The organism is Pandoraea terrigena (assembly GCF_902459705.1).
Classification (GTDB): Bacteria; Pseudomonadota; Gammaproteobacteria; order Burkholderiales; family Burkholderiaceae; genus Pandoraea; species Pandoraea terrigena.
The window spans coordinates 201972-216740 of the sequence record NZ_CABPRU010000003.1 but is presented as its reverse complement, the minus strand read 5'-3'; the positions used below and the strand labels follow the sequence as shown (position 1 = coordinate 216740).

The following is a 14769-nucleotide window of genomic DNA, read 5'->3' as shown; positions in this document are numbered from 1 at the left end:
TGGCCGAAAAAACCGGCTCACCCGCGCTGGCGCGAGCGGGGATAACGTTTTAGAGAACCGTCGGATCGGAAATGCTTTCTCCCGAAGCCCTGAAGAAAATCGACCGTGCCGTTGCCAAATACCCTGCCGACCAGAAACAGTCGGCGGTGATGCACGCCCTTGCCGTCGCGCAGGTCGAGAAAGGCTGGTTGTCGCCCGAAGTGATGCAATTCGTGGCGGACTACCTCGAGATGCCCGCAGTCGCGGTGCAAGAGGTCGCAACCTTCTACACCATGTTCAACACGAGCCCCGTGGGCAAGTTCAAGTTGACCGTGTGCACGAACCTGCCTTGCCAGCTCACGCGCGGCGAAGAGATGGCCAAGTACCTGAAGGAGAAGCTGGGCGTCGACTACAACGACGTCACGCCAGATGGTCTCTTCACGGTCAAGGAAGGCGAGTGCATGGGGGCTTGCGGCGACGCTCCCGTCATGCTGGTGAATAACCATCGCATGTGCGGCTTCATGAACGAAGACAAGGTCGACGCGCTCATCGACGAGCTGAAGGCCAAGGGCGCCGCGGGAGAGAAAGCATGACGTCGCTGCACAATCGTCACATCAAACCGCTGATCCTCGCCGATCTCAATGGCGAGAACTGGCACCTTGAAGATTACGTCAAGCGCGGCGGTTACCAGCAGCTTGCCCGTATCCTGAAAGAGGGCCTCACGCCGGAGCAGGTCATCGCCGACGTCAAGGCGTCGGGTCTGCGTGGCCGTGGCGGCGCAGGCTTTCCGACCGGCCTGAAGTGGAGCTTCATGCCGCGTGCGTTCCCGGGGCAGAAGTATCTCGTCTGTAACTCGGACGAAGGCGAACCCGGCACGTTCAAGGATCGCGACATCCTGCGCTACAACCCGCATGCGCTGATCGAAGGCATGGCCATCGGCGGTTTCGCCATGGGCATCACCGTCGGTTACAACTACATCCACGGCGAGATCTACGAAGTGTACGAACGCTTCGAAGAGGCGCTGGAGGAAGCGCGCGCGGCCGGTTATCTGGGCGAGAACATCCTCGGCACGGACTTCTCGTTCGAGTTGCACGCTCACCATGGCTATGGCGCGTACATCTGTGGCGAAGAGACCGCGCTGCTCGAATCGCTCGAAGGCAAGAAAGGCCAGCCGCGCTTCAAGCCGCCGTTCCCGGCGAGCTTCGGTCTGTACGGCAAGCCCACGACCATCAACAACACCGAGACGTTCGCTGCTGTCCCGTTCCTGCTGGCTACCGGCCCGCAGCAGTACCTGGAGATGGGCAAGCCGAACAACGGCGGCACCAAGATCTTCTCGGTGTCGGGCGACGTCGCGCTGCCGGGTAACTACGAAGTGCCGCTCGGCACGCCGTTCCCCGAACTGCTGGAACTCGCTGGTGGTATGCGTGGCGGCAAGCCGCTCAAGGCCGTGATTCCGGGGGGCTCGTCGGCACCGGTCGTGCCGGCCGGGCTGATGATGGAAACCACGATGGACTACGACAGTATCGCCAAGGCTGGATCGATGCTGGGCTCGGGCGCCGTGATCGTGATGGACGAGACGCGCTGCATGGTGCGCTCGCTGCTGCGCCTGTCGTACTTCTACTACGAAGAATCGTGCGGTCAGTGCACGCCGTGCCGTGAGGGCACGGGCTGGCTGTGGCGCGTGGTCAATCGTATCGAACACGGTGAAGGCCGCCAGGAAGACCTGGACCTGCTCAACTCGGTGGCCGAGAACATCATGGGCCGCACCATTTGCGCGCTGGGCGACGCCGCAGCGATGCCAGTGCGCGGCATGCTCAAACACTTCTGGGACGAGTTCGCCTACCACGTCGAGCACAAGCATTGCTTGGTCGGCGCTCACTAATCCCTTTTGACGCTTGGCATTGAACCGCTATGGTTGAAATCGAAATTGACGGCCAAAAGGTCGAGGTGCCCGAAGGCAGCATGGTGATCCAGGCTGCCAAGAAGAACGGCACCTATATTCCCCACTTCTGTTACCACAAGAAGCTGTCCATCGCCGCGAACTGCCGCATGTGCCTGGTCGAGGTCGAGAAGGCCCCGAAGGCCGTGCCGGCCTGCGCAACGCCGGTGGCCAATGGCATGATCGTGCGAACCAACTCCGAGAAGGCTGTGAAGGCGCAGCAATCGGTGATGGAATTCCTGCTGATCAACCACCCGCTCGATTGTCCGATCTGCGATCAGGGGGGCGAGTGCCAACTGCAGGACCTGGCCGTCGGTTACGGCAAGTCGGCCTCGCGCTATCAGGAAGAGAAGCGCGTGGTGTTCCACAAGAACGTGGGCCCGCTCATCTCGATGGAAGAGATGTCGCGCTGCATCCACTGCACCCGCTGTGTACGTTTCGGCCAGGAAGTGGCTGGCGTCATGGAATTCGGCATGCTGGGGCGCGGCGAGCACTCGGAAATCACGTCGTTCGTCGGCAAGACGGTCGACTCCGAACTCTCGGGCAACATGATCGACCTGTGCCCGGTGGGTGCCCTGACGTCGAAGCCGTTCCGCTACAGCGCCCGCACATGGGAGCTGTCGCGTCGCAAGTCAGTGAGCCCTCACGATGGCGTGGGTGCGAATCTCGTGGTGCAAGTGAAGAACAACAAGGTCATGCGCGTTGTGCCGCTCGAGAACGAAGCGCTCAACGAATGCTGGATCTCGGACAAGGATCGCTTCTCGTACGAGGGCCTGAACAGTGACGAGCGCCTCACCAAGCCGATGCTCAAGCAAGGCGGTGAGTGGCACGAAGTCGACTGGCAGACGGCGCTCGAGTATGTCGGTCACGGCCTGACGGACATCATCCGCGATCACGGCGCCGATGCCGTCGCCGGGCTGGCCTCGCCGCACGCCACGATCGAAGAACTGCACCTGCTGCAGAAGTTCGTGCGCGCCTTGGGTAGCGAGAACGTCGACTTCCGCCTGCGTCAGGCGGACGTGTCGGGCGGCACGCAGGGTGCCCCGTGGCTCGGCCTGCCGATCGCGGATCTCGACAAGCTGCAAAGCGCGCTGGTCGTGGGCTCGTTCCTGCGCAAGGATCATCCGCTGTTCGCCGCGCGTCTGCGCGCTGCCGTGAAGGCTGGTGGTCAACTGCATGTGCTGCATGGCTCGGACGACGATCTGCTGGTGAAGCTCGCCAACAAAGTCATCGCCGCACCGAGCGCCTGGGTGAGCGAACTGGCCGGTATCGCGGTCGCCGCCGCGGCAGCCAAGGGCGTTTCCGCCCCGGCCGAACTCGCCGGCGTGAGCGCCAGCGATGTCGCCAGGGCCATTGCCGCTTCACTGGTGAGCGGCGAGCGTCGAGCCATCCTGCTGGGTAACGCTGTTGTGCAGCATCCGCAATTCGCACAACTGCACGCCATCGCGCAAGTGATCGCTGACATCACCGGCGCCACGCTGGGCTTCCTGACCGAAGGCGCCAACACGGTCGGCGCGTACGCGGTCAAGGCCACGAATGCGAAGGGCGCCGCCGCGCTGTTTGCGCAACCGCGCCAGGCATACCTGTTGCTCAACGCCGAGCCGGAGTATGACGCGGCCAATGCGAAGCAAGCGCTCACGGCACTGAACGCCGCGAAGATGGTCGTTTCGCTTTCGCCGTTCAAGCACGGCCTCGAATACGCCGACGTGTTGCTGCCGATCGCGCCGTTCACGGAGACGGCCGGTACGTTCGTCAACGCCGAAGGCCTGCCGCAACACTTTAATGGTGTGGTGCGTGCGCTGGGCGAGACGCGTCCGGGCTGGAAGGTCCTGCGCGTGCTGGGCAATCTGCTCAAGCTGCAAGGTTTCTCGCAGGACACCGCGGAACAGGTGCGCGACGAAGCGCTCGCCGGTTTCTCGGCCGCCTCGCTCGACAACCGCGCCAAGGCTGCGCTGGCCGCACCGACGGCAGCGGGGCAAGGGCTGGAGCGTCTGGCCGACGTGCCGATCTACGCGGCCGACGCGCTGGTGCGCCGCGCCCCGTCGCTGCAACTGACCAATGACGCCAAGGCGGCTTTGCGTGCCACGCTGCCGGCCGCGCTGTTCGATAGCCTGGGCCTCGCCGTGGGTGATGCCGTGCGCGTGCGTCAGGGCGACGCGGTGGTCACGCTGCCGGCGGCGCGCTCGGCAACGCTGCCCGCCAACGTGGTGCGCGTGCCGGCAGCCACGCCGGCATCCGCCGCGCTTGGCGCGATGTTCGGTGAAATTTCGGTGGAGAAGGCGTAAATGAGCCTGAACGAAGTCATCAATCAATACGGCACGCAACTGCTGGGCGTGGCCTGGCCGACGGTGTGGGCGCTGGTCCGCATCCTCGTCGTGGCCGTGATCCTGCTGCTCTGCGTGGCGTACCTGATTCTGTGGGAGCGCAAGCTCATCGGCTGGATGCACGTGCGTCTGGGGCCGAATCGCGTGGGTCCGGCCGGTTTGCTTCAGCCGATCGCCGACGTGTTGAAGCTCCTGCTCAAGGAAGTCATTACGCCGTCGCAGGTCAGCAAGGGCATTTATGCCATTGCGCCGGTGATGGCCGTGCTGCCGGCCTTTGCGATCTGGGCGGTGATTCCGTTCCAGCCGGGCGCGGTGCTGGCCGACGTGAATGCCGGTCTGCTCTACGCCATCGCGATTTCGTCGATCGGGGTGTACGGTGTGATCCTCGCCGGTTGGGCCTCGAACTCGAAATACGCGTTCCTCGGCGCCATGCGCGCGTCGGCCCAGATGATTTCGTACGAAATCGCCATGGGCTTCGCGCTGGTGACGGTGCTGATGACGGCCGGCTCGCTCAACATGTCGGACATCGTGCGCTCGCAAGAGCACGGCATGTTCGCGGGCTTGGGGCTGAACCTGCTGTCGTGGAACTGGCTGCCGCTGCTGCCGATGTTCGTCGTCTACTTCGTGTCGGGCATTGCGGAGACGAACCGCCACCCGTTCGACGTGGTGGAAGGCGAATCGGAAATCGTGGCCGGTCACATGATCGAATACTCGGGCATGGGCTTCGCGCTGTTCTTCCTCGCCGAGTACATCAACATGATCATCATCTCGGCGCTTGCCTCGGTGTTGTTCCTCGGGGGCTGGAGTGCGCCGTTCGGCTTCCTGTCGTTCATCCCGGGTGTGTTCTGGCTGGCGTTCAAGGTGTTCCTGCTGCTGTCGGTGTTCATCTGGGTGCGTGCGACGTTCCCGCGCTACCGCTATGACCAGATCATGCGTCTGGGCTGGAAAGTGTTCCTGCCGCTGACGATCATCTGGGTGATCGTGGTGGGTGTCTGGATCATGTCCCCCTGGAACATCTGGGGCTGAGGCGAACGGAGTAGAGGAATCCCATGGTAAGGGCAATCAAGGACTTTTTCGGCAGTTTCCTGTTGTTGGAACTGCTCAAGGGCATGGCGCTCACAGGGCGCTATACGTTCGCACGCAAGGTGACGGTGCAGTTTCCGGAAGAGAAGACGCCGATGTCGCCGCGTTTTCGCGGCTTGCACGCGCTGCGTCGTTATCCGAACGGTGAAGAGCGCTGCATCGCCTGCAAGCTTTGCGAAGCAGTGTGCCCTGCAATGGCCATCACGATCGAGTCGGATGTGCGCGAAGACGGCACCCGCCGCACCACGCGCTACGACATCGATCTGACCAAGTGCATTTTCTGCGGCTTCTGCGAAGAAAGCTGCCCGGTGGACTCGATCGTCGAGACGCACATCCTCGAGTATCACGGCGAGAAGCGTGGCGATCTTTACTTCACCAAGGACATGTTGCTCGCGGTGGGCGATCGTTACGAAAACGAAATCGCGGCGGCCAAGGCGGCCGATGCGCCGTACCGTTAAGCAGGGCAGGGCGCAGCGCATCGACGGTGCGCCTGGTACGGCAAGTGACGTTGGCTAATTTTCGCAACACCCGGTGATTATGGAATTCACAACCTTTCTTTTCTACGTGTTTGCGCTGATCCTCGTGGTCTCCGGCCTGAAGGTCGTGACCTCGCGCAACCCCGTGCAGTCGGCCCTGTTCCTGGTGCTGGCGTTCTTCAACGCCGCGGCGATCTGGATGCTGCTCCAGGCCGAGTTCCTGGCCATCATGCTCGTGCTCGTGTATGTCGGCGCGGTGATGGTGCTGTTCCTGTTCGTGGTGATGATGATCGACATCAATCTCGACGAACTGCGGCGCGGTTTCGGCAAGTTCATTCCGCTGGCGAGTGCCGTCGGCGCGATCATGATCGTCGAAGCGGCGCTGGTGCTCATGCGCGGCTATGGCGCCACGCGCACCCCGGTCAAGGCCGTCTCGGCCCCGGACGTGCCGAACACCAAGGCGCTTGGTATCGCGCTGTACACCGACTATATCTTCGCCTTCGAAGTGGCAGGTCTGATCCTGCTGGTGGCTGTCGTGGCGGCCGTCGCGCTCACGATGCGTACCCGTAAGGACCACAAACAGACCGACCCGAGCCAGCAGGTGCGCGTGAAGGCGCGCGACCGCGTGCGTCTGGTGTCGATGCCCGCCGAAGCCCGGCAGCAATCCACCGGCACTGACACGCCGGCGGCGGAATAAGGAGACAGCATGATGTCGTTGTCGCTAGCGCATTACCTGGTGTTGGGCGCGATTCTCTTCGCGATCAGCATTACCGGTATCTTCCTCAACCGCAGAAATGTGATTGTGCTGCTCATGGCCATCGAGCTGATGTTGCTCGCGGTCAATCTGAACTTCGTCGCGTTTTCGCATTACCTGGGCGACATTGCCGGTCAGGTATTCGTGTTCTTCATTCTTACGGTGGCCGCGGCGGAAGCCGCGATCGGGCTGGCCATTCTGGTCACGCTGTTCCGTAAGCTCGAAACGGTCAACGTCGAAGATCTCGACCGCCTCAAGGGTTAACAAAAGCGAACGCTGTTATGGCATCCACATTGAATCCCAACCTGCTGCTCGCGATCCCGCTGGCGCCGCTCGTCGGCTCCATCATCGCCGGCCTGTTCGGCAAGCAAGTCGGACGCGCGGGCGCCCACACGGTCACGATCCTCGGCGTGCTGGTCGCATTTGTCCTGTCGGTGATGACTTTCATCGACGTCATGAACGGGGCGAGCTTCAACGCTACCGTCTATGAATGGGCCCGCATCGGCGACCTCAAGCTCGAGATCGGTTTCCTCGTCGACACGCTCACCGTCACAATGATGTGCGTGGTCACTTCCGTCTCGCTGATGGTGCACATCTACACCATTGGCTACATGGCGGAAGATCCCGGCTACCAGCGCTTCTTCTCGTACATCTCGCTGTTCACGTTCTCGATGTTGATGCTTGTGATGAGCAACAACTTCCTGCAACTGTTCTTCGGCTGGGAAGCGGTGGGTCTGGTCTCGTACCTGCTGATCGGTTTCTGGTACACGCGTCCGACCGCGATCTACGCCAACATGAAGGCGTTCCTGGTCAACCGTGTCGGCGACTTCGGCTTCCTGCTCGGTATCGGCCTGCTGCTGGCGTTCACCGGCACGCTGAACTACGGTGAAGTGTTCGCCAAGGCCAACGAGGTGGCGGCCCTGTCGTTCCCGGGTACCGACTGGCGCCTGATCACCGTGGCCTGTATCTGCCTGTTCATCGGCGCGATGGGCAAGTCGGCGCAGTTCCCGCTGCACGTCTGGCTGCCGGATTCGATGGAAGGCCCGACGCCAATCTCGGCACTGATTCACGCGGCCACGATGGTGACCGCGGGGATCTTCATGGTAAGCCGCATGTCGCCGCTGTTCGAACTCTCGGACACCGCGCTGTCGTTCATCACGATCATCGGGGCGATCACGGCGTTGTTCATGGGCTTCCTGGGCATGATCCAGAACGACATCAAGCGTGTCGTGGCCTACTCGACGCTCTCGCAACTCGGTTACATGACGGTCGCGCTCGGCGTGTCGGCCTACCCGGTCGCCATCTTCCACCTGATGACGCACGCGTTCTTCAAGGCGTTGCTGTTCCTCGGTGCGGGCTCGGTCATCATGGGCATGCATCACGATCAGGACATGCGCAACATGGGCGGCCTGTGGAAATACATGCCGATCACGTGGATCACGTCGCTGCTGGGTTCGCTCGCCCTGATCGGTACGCCGTTCTTCGCCGGCTTCTACTCGAAGGACTCGATCATCGAAGCCGTCGCTGCCTCGCATTTGCCGGGCTCGGGCTTCGCGTACTTCGCCGTGGTCGCCAGTGTGTTCGTCACGGCGTTCTACTCGTTCCGCATGTACTTCATGGTCTTCCACGGCAAGGAGCGTTTTGGTCAGGTGCATCACGACCATGACGACCATCACGAGGAAGAAGAGGAAACGGTCGATCACCATCACGGTCTGGCACCGGGTCAGAAGCCGCACGAATCGCCGGCGGTTGTCACGATTCCGTTGATCCTGCTGGCGATCCCGTCGGTCATCATCGGTGCCATCGCGATTGCCCCGATGTTGTTCAGCAACTTCTTCAAGCAAGGCGTGGCGTTCAAGGACGTGATCTACGTCGGCGAAAACCATCCGGCGATGGAAGAGCTGAGCCACGATTTCCACGGCTGGCTGGCGATGGCGCTGCACTCGTTCGGCACGCTGCCGATCGCCCTGTCGGCACTGGGTATCGTGCTGGCGGCGTTCTTCTACCTGAAGCGCCCGGATATTCCGGAAGCGCTGAAAAACCGGTTCTCGGGCATCTACAACCTGCTCGACAACAAGTACTACATGGACAAGATCAACGAAGTGGTCTTCGCCAAGGGCGCGCTCAAGATCGGGCGCGGCCTCTGGAAGGCGGGCGATCAAGGTCTCATCGACGGCGCCGTCGTAAATGGCAGCGCGCGTCTGGTGGGCTGGTTCGCCGGCGTCATCCGCTTCGTCCAATCCGGTTACATCTACCACTACGCGTTCGCCATGATCCTCGGCATGCTCGGGCTCCTGACGCTGTTTGTGACGTTGAACGGCAAGTAATAGGGGGAGCCAACAATAATGCAATCGCTACCGCTTCTGAGTCTGGCCATCTGGCTGCCCATCGTCTCGGGGATCGTTGTCCTCGCGGTGGGTAACGACCGCAACCCGGGGGGCGCACGCGTGCTGTCGCTCATCGGGTCGCTGGTGAGCTTCCTGGCCACGCTGCCGTTGATCTCGAACTTCGATGCCAATACGTCGGCGTTCCAGTTCGTCGAGAAATCGAGCTGGATCGACCGCTTCCACATCAACTACTTCCTCGGCATCGACGGCATCTCGCTGTGGCTGATCGTGCTGACCGCGCTCATCACGGTGATCGTGGTGATCGCTGGCTGGGAAGTGATCACCGAGCGCGTCGCGCAGTACATGGCCGCGTTCCTGATCCTCTCGGGTCTGATGATCGGTGTGTTCTCGGCGCAAGACGGCCTGCTGTTCTACGTCTTCTTCGAAGCCACGCTGATCCCGATGTACCTGATCATCGGGATCTGGGGCGGCCCGAACCGGGTGTACGCCGCGTTCAAGTTCTTCCTGTACACGCTGTTCGGCTCACTGCTGATGCTCGTCGCGCTGATCTATCTGTACAACGTGACGCATTCGTTCACGCTGACCGACTGGTACGCGGCGAAGCTGCCGATGAACGCGCAGATACTGCTGTTCGCGGCGTTCTTCATGGCCTTCGCCGTGAAGGTGCCGATGTGGCCGGTGCACACCTGGCTGCCGGACGCTCACGTGGAAGCGCCGACCGGTGGCTCGGTCGTGCTGGCCGCGATCATGCTCAAGCTGGGGGCCTACGGTTTCCTGCGCTTCTCGCTGCCGATCGCCCCGGATGCCAGTCATTACCTGTCGGGCTTCATGATTGCGCTCGCGCTGATCGCCGTCGTCTACATCGGCCTCGTGGCATTGGTGCAGACCGACATGAAGAAGCTGGTGGCGTATTCGTCGATCGCGCACATGGGCTTCGTGATCCTCGGCTTCTTCATGTTCAGCGAAATCGGCATGCAGGGCGCGCTGGTGCAGATGATCTCGCACGGCTTCGTCTCGGGCGCCATGTTCCTGTGTATCGGTGTGCTGTACGACCGCATGCACTCGCGCAACATCGCCGATTACGGCGGTGTGGTGAACACGATGCCGAAGTTCGCGGCGCTGTTCATGTTGTTCGCCATGGCCAACAGCGGCCTGCCGGCAACGTCGGGCTTCGTGGGCGAGTTCCTGGTGATCCTGGGCGCCGTGAAGCTGAACTTCTGGGTGGGCCTGCTCGCTGCCACCTCGCTGATCACCGGTGCGGCTTACTCGCTGTGGATGTACAAGCGCGTGATTTTCGGCGCGATCGCCAACGATCACGTGCGCGAGTTGGTCGATATCAACAAGCGCGAGTTCTTCATGCTGGCGGTGCTGGCGGCGCTCACGCTGTTCATGGGTATCTATCCGAAGCCCTTCACCGACCTGATGCAAACCTCCGTGGTTAACCTCCTCGCCCATGTGGCGCAGACCAAGCTGCCTTAATCGGGGAGGAAATCTAGATCATGCAAAACATTAATCTGCTGCCTGCGTTGCCGGAGGCCATCCTGCTGCTCATGATCCTCGTGATCATGATGTGCGACGCGTTCCTCGGCCAGACGCGCAAGCTCAATTACGTCCTGGCGCTCATCACGTCCGCGGCCGTGTCCGTGCTGTGGGCGTGCAACGCCAGCGATCCGGCGTCGCACTACCTGTTCGGCAACGCGTTTGTCGCCGATCCGATGTCGAGCCTGCTCAAGGCATTCGGTGGCCTGGCCACGTTCGTCACGTTCGTCTACGGCCAGAAGTATCTGGAAGCCCGCGGTCTCGCCCGTGGCGACTTCTACGTCCTCAGCCTGTTCTCGCTGCTGGGCCTGTCGGTGATGATCTCGGGCAACAACTTCCTGACGCTGTACCTGGGTCTGGAACTGATGTCGTTGTCGCTGTACGCCCTCGCCGCCGTCTGGCGCGATTCGGCGAACGCGACCGAGTCGGCCATGAAGTACTACGTGCTGGGCGCGCTTGCCTCGGGCTTCCTGCTGTACGGCATGTCGATGATGTATGGCGCAACCGGTTCGCTCGAACTGTCCAAGGTCTTCGAAGTGATCGCCTCGGGCGCCGTGAACAAGGTCGTGCTGGTGTTCGGTGTCGTGTTCGTGGTGGCCGGCCTGGCGTTCAAGCTCGGCGCCGCGCCGTTCCACATGTGGGTGCCCGACGTCTACCAGGGCGCGCCGACCCCGGTCACGCTGCTCATCGGCGGTGCGCCGAAGCTGGGCGCCTTTGCGCTGCTGCTGCGCTTGCTCGTCGAAGGTATGTTGCCGCTGGCGATCGACTGGCAGCAGATGCTGATCATCATGGCGGTGCTCTCGCTGGTGATCGGTAACCTGACGGCCATCGTGCAGACCAACGTCAAGCGCCTGCTGGCCTATTCGACGATCTCGCACATGGGTTTCGTGCTGCTGGGCATGCTCTCGGGCGTGGTGGGCGGCAAGATCGACGGGATCGCCGACGCCTACGGTTCGTCGCTGTTCTACAGCGTGATCTACCTGCTCACGACGCTGGGCACGTTCGGTATCGTGCTGTTGCTCTCGCGCCAGGGCTTCGAAGCCGAGAATCTCTCGGATCTGAAGGGCCTGAACCAGCGTAGTCCGTGGTTCGCGTTCGTGATGCTGATGTTGATGTTCTCGCTGGCAGGCATTCCGCCGCTCGCGGGCTTCTATGCCAAGCTGGCCGTGCTGCAAGCGGTGGTGAACGCGGGCATGGTGTGGCTGGCCGTCGTGGCGGTGGCCGCGTCGCTGATCGGCGCGTTCTACTACCTGCGTGTCGTCAAACTGATGTACTTCGACAAGGCCGACGACCAGAACGCGTTGCAGGGCAGCGGTACGATGCGCTTCGTGCTGTCGCTCAACGGTTTGGTGCTGCTGTACCTGGGCCTGATGCCCGGCTGGCTGATGGACTGGTGCCTGCGCACCATCAAGCTGACGTTGGCCAGCTAAGCGACTCCGCGCGAAACCATAAGAAGGTGCCGGGGATCCATGCCGGGCGGGTCGACATGACCGGCCCGGCGCTTGAAAATCGAACAGGCGGAGGACATATCGATGGGGATGCAGGCGGGGAGTACGCTGGTGATTCTGCTGGCCCTGCTGGGCGCGAACCTGCCGTTCGTGAACCAGCGTCTGTTCGGCGTTATCGCGCTCAAGCGAGCGGTCAAGCCGCTGTGGTTGCGTCTCGCCGAGATGGTGGTGGCGTACTTCGTGGCAGGTGCGCTCGGTTATCTGGTCGAGTCAAGCATCGGCAACGTGTTTTCGCAGGGCTGGGAGTTCTATGCGGTGACGGCGAGCCTGTTCGTCGTGTTCGCGTTTCCCGGCTTCGTGTACCGGTATTTGTGGCGTCATCGACCGGCGGCTGTCGTCTGAGATGTGGGCTTTGCAAGACGCCGCCTTTGGGCGGCGTTTTGTTTTGGGTTTGGCAATTTTCAGCCGTGGAGGGCTTATGGCCGAGCAACAATTCGACGATCGGCATCTGATTGAGACGCGTCTCGAGAGCGATACGGTCTACGACGGTTCGTTCCTGACCATCAAGCGCGACCGGGTGCGCCTGCCCGATGGCAAGACGGCAACCCGCGAATACACCACCCATCCGGGGGCTGTCATGGTGATTCCCCTGTTCGAGGACGGTCAGGTGCTCATGGAGCGTCAGTATCGCTACCCGCTCGAGCGTGTGATGACGGAGCTGCCGGCCGGCAAGCTCGACGACGCCGAAGGCGGTCTGGCGTGCGGGCAGCGTGAACTGCTGGAAGAGACGGGGTATCGCGCCGAGCGCTGGGATTACCTCACGCGCATTCACCCGGTGATTTCGTATTCGACCGAGTTCATCGACATCTGGCTCGCGCGCGACCTGACGCTTGGCGAGCAACGCCTCGACGACGGTGAGTTTCTCGACGTGTTCAAGATGCCGGCGACCGAACTGCTGCAATGGGTGCGGGACGGGCGTATCACGGACGTCAAATCGATCATCGGCGCGTTTTGGCTGGAAAAGATATTATCAGGCGTGTGGCAGCCGAACGAGCGGTCGCCGCAGCGTTGAGCCACCGTCAACTTGTCGACCCCGGGTCTCGTGACCGACGGGGCCGGGACACATCCATCGCGTCATGAAGGTTTTTGATTTACGTTGTGCGCATGAGCACACCTTCGAGGGCTGGTTCGGCTCGGAGGACGATTATCTGTCGCAGCAAGCGCGGGGCCTGGTGACATGCCCCGTCTGCGGCGACGCGCAGATTGCCCGCATGCCGTCTGCGCCGCGGCTGAACCTGTCGGGGGCCGTGTCGCCGGCTGACGGCGCCCCGGTGGCGCAATCGCGGGGCGACTTCGCCTCGCGCGACGTCGCCAAGGCGAAAAGCGAACTGCAGACCCTCTGGATGAAGGCGGTGCGCCACGTGATGGCGAACACGGAAGACGTGGGCAGCAAGTTCGCCGAGGAGGCGCGCAAGATCCACTACCAGGAAGCCCCGGAACGCAATATTCGCGGCACCGTGTCGCGCGAAGAGGGCGAAGCGCTGGCGGAGGAGGGCATCGACATCATGCCGCTACCGATTCCCGACGGCCTCAAGGACACGTTACAGTAACCCCGGAACGGCCTGGGGCCTTTGGGGACGGAAGGCGTCATCGCTTTCTTCCCGTCACCCGTTCCCCTGGCCATCTCCCCGCCTTTCCATTCGTGCGCGCCTGGCAGATGACACCGGCGCGCCGCACGCAGGAGGTAGCGATGGCAACGCTCGAGTACTACTTCGAAGACTTCGCAGTGGGCGACACGTTCGATCTGGGCGAATATACGTTCACGGCCGACGAGATCGTGCACTTTGCCCGGCAATTCGATCCGCAGCCGTTCCACATCGACGAAGCGGCCGGGCGCGAGTCGCATTTCGGCGGACTGGTGGCCAGCGGCTGGCACACGTGCAGCATCATGATGCGGATGAACGTCGACAAGCTGCTCTCGCGCTCGTCGAGCATGGGGTCGCCCGGGGTCGAGCAGATCGAATGGCTCAAGCCGGTGCGTCCGGGAGACACGATCACGGTGACGAGCAGCACGCTGGAAGTGCGCGCGTCAAAGAGCCGTCCCGACCGGGGCATCGTGCGCCAGCTCTGGACAGCCACCAACCAGCACGGCGAAGAAGTGTGCCGGTTTCGGGGAACCGGGCTCTATCTGAAGCGGCCCGCCTGAATCACGCGACCGCGAGGCCTTCCGGCACACGCGTCGGCCTGCCGCGACGATCTCGCTCAGTGCGACAAGTCGCTCACCGCAGCGGCCGGGGCGTCGCGCTTGACCTGCGTGATGCCGTCTTCCATTTGCTCGGCGCTGGAGAACATCTGGCTTTGACCGATGATCTCGCCGTTGCGCGCCTTGAGCACGAAATACGGACGGCCGGACGTCGATGTCTTGCGCTCGAAACGATGGTCCTCGGCTGAGTTCTTGCGAACGGACTCGATGCCGTTCTGCGCAGAGGCACGCGCCTTGTAAGTCTCGGACGAGAGAATGATGTGCCCGCTGTCGGCCAGCAGATGAAAGTGGAATTCACCGTTGGGGCTGCGCTTGAGTTCGAACTTGCCTGACATATGTGGATCTCCCGGATCTTCCAAAAGCCAGCGGCGAGGGACTGCGAACTGCAAGGGGACGACGGCTGCCAGCCGCGTCAAAGACATCTGGAAAAACGTCTGCAAGCACGTGTTCGGCATATTCGTTGCGCCGGACGCGCCGAGCGTGATGCGCCTAGATTAGCACCGCCAGCGTCGCGGCGGAACCGCAGACTGTTGTGAAGTGTAAACCACTTCGCCCCGCCTCCTGCCGATCCGTGGCCAACGGCGCGCGGCGAGGTTGCGGGGCGAGTCAGGGGCTG

The 14769-nt window shown here is 62.3% G+C and carries 15 protein-coding genes; 14 read left to right on the top strand and 1 reads right to left on the bottom strand.

Annotated features, from left to right (window positions below; translation table 11 throughout):
* Positions 1-71: 71 nt before the first annotated feature.
* The 14 genes from nuoE (at position 72) to PTE31013_RS08515 (ending at position 14096) form a co-directional block, all read left to right on the top strand.
* Positions 72-572 (top strand): NADH-quinone oxidoreductase subunit NuoE, encoded by a 501-nt coding sequence (gene nuoE, locus PTE31013_RS08580; RefSeq protein ID WP_150612397.1) that lies wholly within the window; start codon positions 72-74, stop codon positions 570-572.
* On the top strand, positions 569-1861 hold the full coding sequence (nuoF, locus tag PTE31013_RS08575) for an NADH-quinone oxidoreductase subunit NuoF (protein ID WP_150612396.1): 1293 nt from the start codon (positions 569-571) through the stop codon (positions 1859-1861). The genes nuoE and nuoF overlap by 4 nt, the downstream gene beginning before the upstream one ends.
* Positions 1862-1890: 29 nt before the next feature.
* A complete protein-coding gene (gene nuoG / locus PTE31013_RS08570) occupies positions 1891-4203 on the top strand; it encodes an NADH-quinone oxidoreductase subunit NuoG (RefSeq protein WP_150612395.1) in 2313 nt (770 codons plus the stop codon).
* The gene (nuoH, locus tag PTE31013_RS08565; RefSeq protein ID WP_150612394.1) at positions 4204-5268 is read left to right on the top strand and encodes an NADH-quinone oxidoreductase subunit NuoH; all 1065 of its coding nucleotides are present in this window, start codon (positions 4204-4206) and stop codon (positions 5266-5268) included.
* 23 nt (positions 5269-5291) lie between these two features.
* Positions 5292-5783, top strand: a complete 492-nt coding sequence (gene nuoI, locus PTE31013_RS08560) for an NADH-quinone oxidoreductase subunit NuoI (protein WP_150612393.1) — start codon at positions 5292-5294, stop codon at positions 5781-5783.
* Between the two features lie 79 nt (positions 5784-5862).
* Positions 5863-6498, top strand: coding sequence for an NADH-quinone oxidoreductase subunit J (locus PTE31013_RS08555; RefSeq protein ID WP_150612392.1), 636 nt, complete (start codon positions 5863-5865; stop codon positions 6496-6498).
* A 9-nt stretch (positions 6499-6507) separates the two neighbouring features.
* Entirely contained in the window at positions 6508-6819 is a 312-nt protein-coding gene (gene nuoK / locus PTE31013_RS08550; RefSeq protein ID WP_023596640.1) for an NADH-quinone oxidoreductase subunit NuoK, read from the top strand.
* A gap of 17 nt (positions 6820-6836) precedes the next feature.
* The gene (gene nuoL, locus PTE31013_RS08545; protein WP_150612391.1) at positions 6837-8882 is read left to right on the top strand and encodes an NADH-quinone oxidoreductase subunit L; all 2046 of its coding nucleotides are present in this window, start codon (positions 6837-6839) and stop codon (positions 8880-8882) included.
* An 18-nt stretch (positions 8883-8900) separates the two neighbouring features.
* On the top strand, positions 8901-10382 hold the full coding sequence (locus tag PTE31013_RS08540; protein ID WP_150612390.1) for an NADH-quinone oxidoreductase subunit M: 1482 nt from the start codon (positions 8901-8903) through the stop codon (positions 10380-10382).
* Between the two features lie 20 nt (positions 10383-10402).
* Complete coding sequence (gene nuoN, locus PTE31013_RS08535) at positions 10403-11872, top strand: NADH-quinone oxidoreductase subunit NuoN (protein ID WP_150612389.1); 1470 nt, start codon at positions 10403-10405, stop codon at positions 11870-11872.
* A 108-nt stretch (positions 11873-11980) separates the two neighbouring features.
* Positions 11981-12292: a DUF2818 family protein gene (locus PTE31013_RS08530; RefSeq protein WP_150612676.1), complete on the top strand. Its 312-nt coding sequence runs from the start codon at positions 11981-11983 to the stop codon at positions 12290-12292.
* A 76-nt stretch (positions 12293-12368) separates the two neighbouring features.
* Positions 12369-12962: an NUDIX domain-containing protein gene (locus PTE31013_RS08525; RefSeq protein WP_150612388.1), complete on the top strand. Its 594-nt coding sequence runs from the start codon at positions 12369-12371 to the stop codon at positions 12960-12962.
* Between the two features lie 64 nt (positions 12963-13026).
* Complete coding sequence (locus PTE31013_RS08520) at positions 13027-13500, top strand: DUF1178 family protein (protein WP_150612387.1); 474 nt, start codon at positions 13027-13029, stop codon at positions 13498-13500.
* Positions 13501-13640: 140 nt separating this feature from the next.
* Positions 13641-14096 (top strand): MaoC family dehydratase, encoded by a 456-nt coding sequence (locus PTE31013_RS08515; protein WP_150612386.1) that lies wholly within the window; start codon positions 13641-13643, stop codon positions 14094-14096.
* A gap of 56 nt (positions 14097-14152) precedes the next feature.
* On the opposite strand, the gene PTE31013_RS08510 is transcribed toward PTE31013_RS08515, so the two are convergent.
* Entirely contained in the window at positions 14153-14488 is a 336-nt protein-coding gene (locus tag PTE31013_RS08510) for a YegP family protein (protein WP_150612385.1), read from the bottom strand.
* Between the last annotated feature and the right edge of the window lie 281 nt (positions 14489-14769).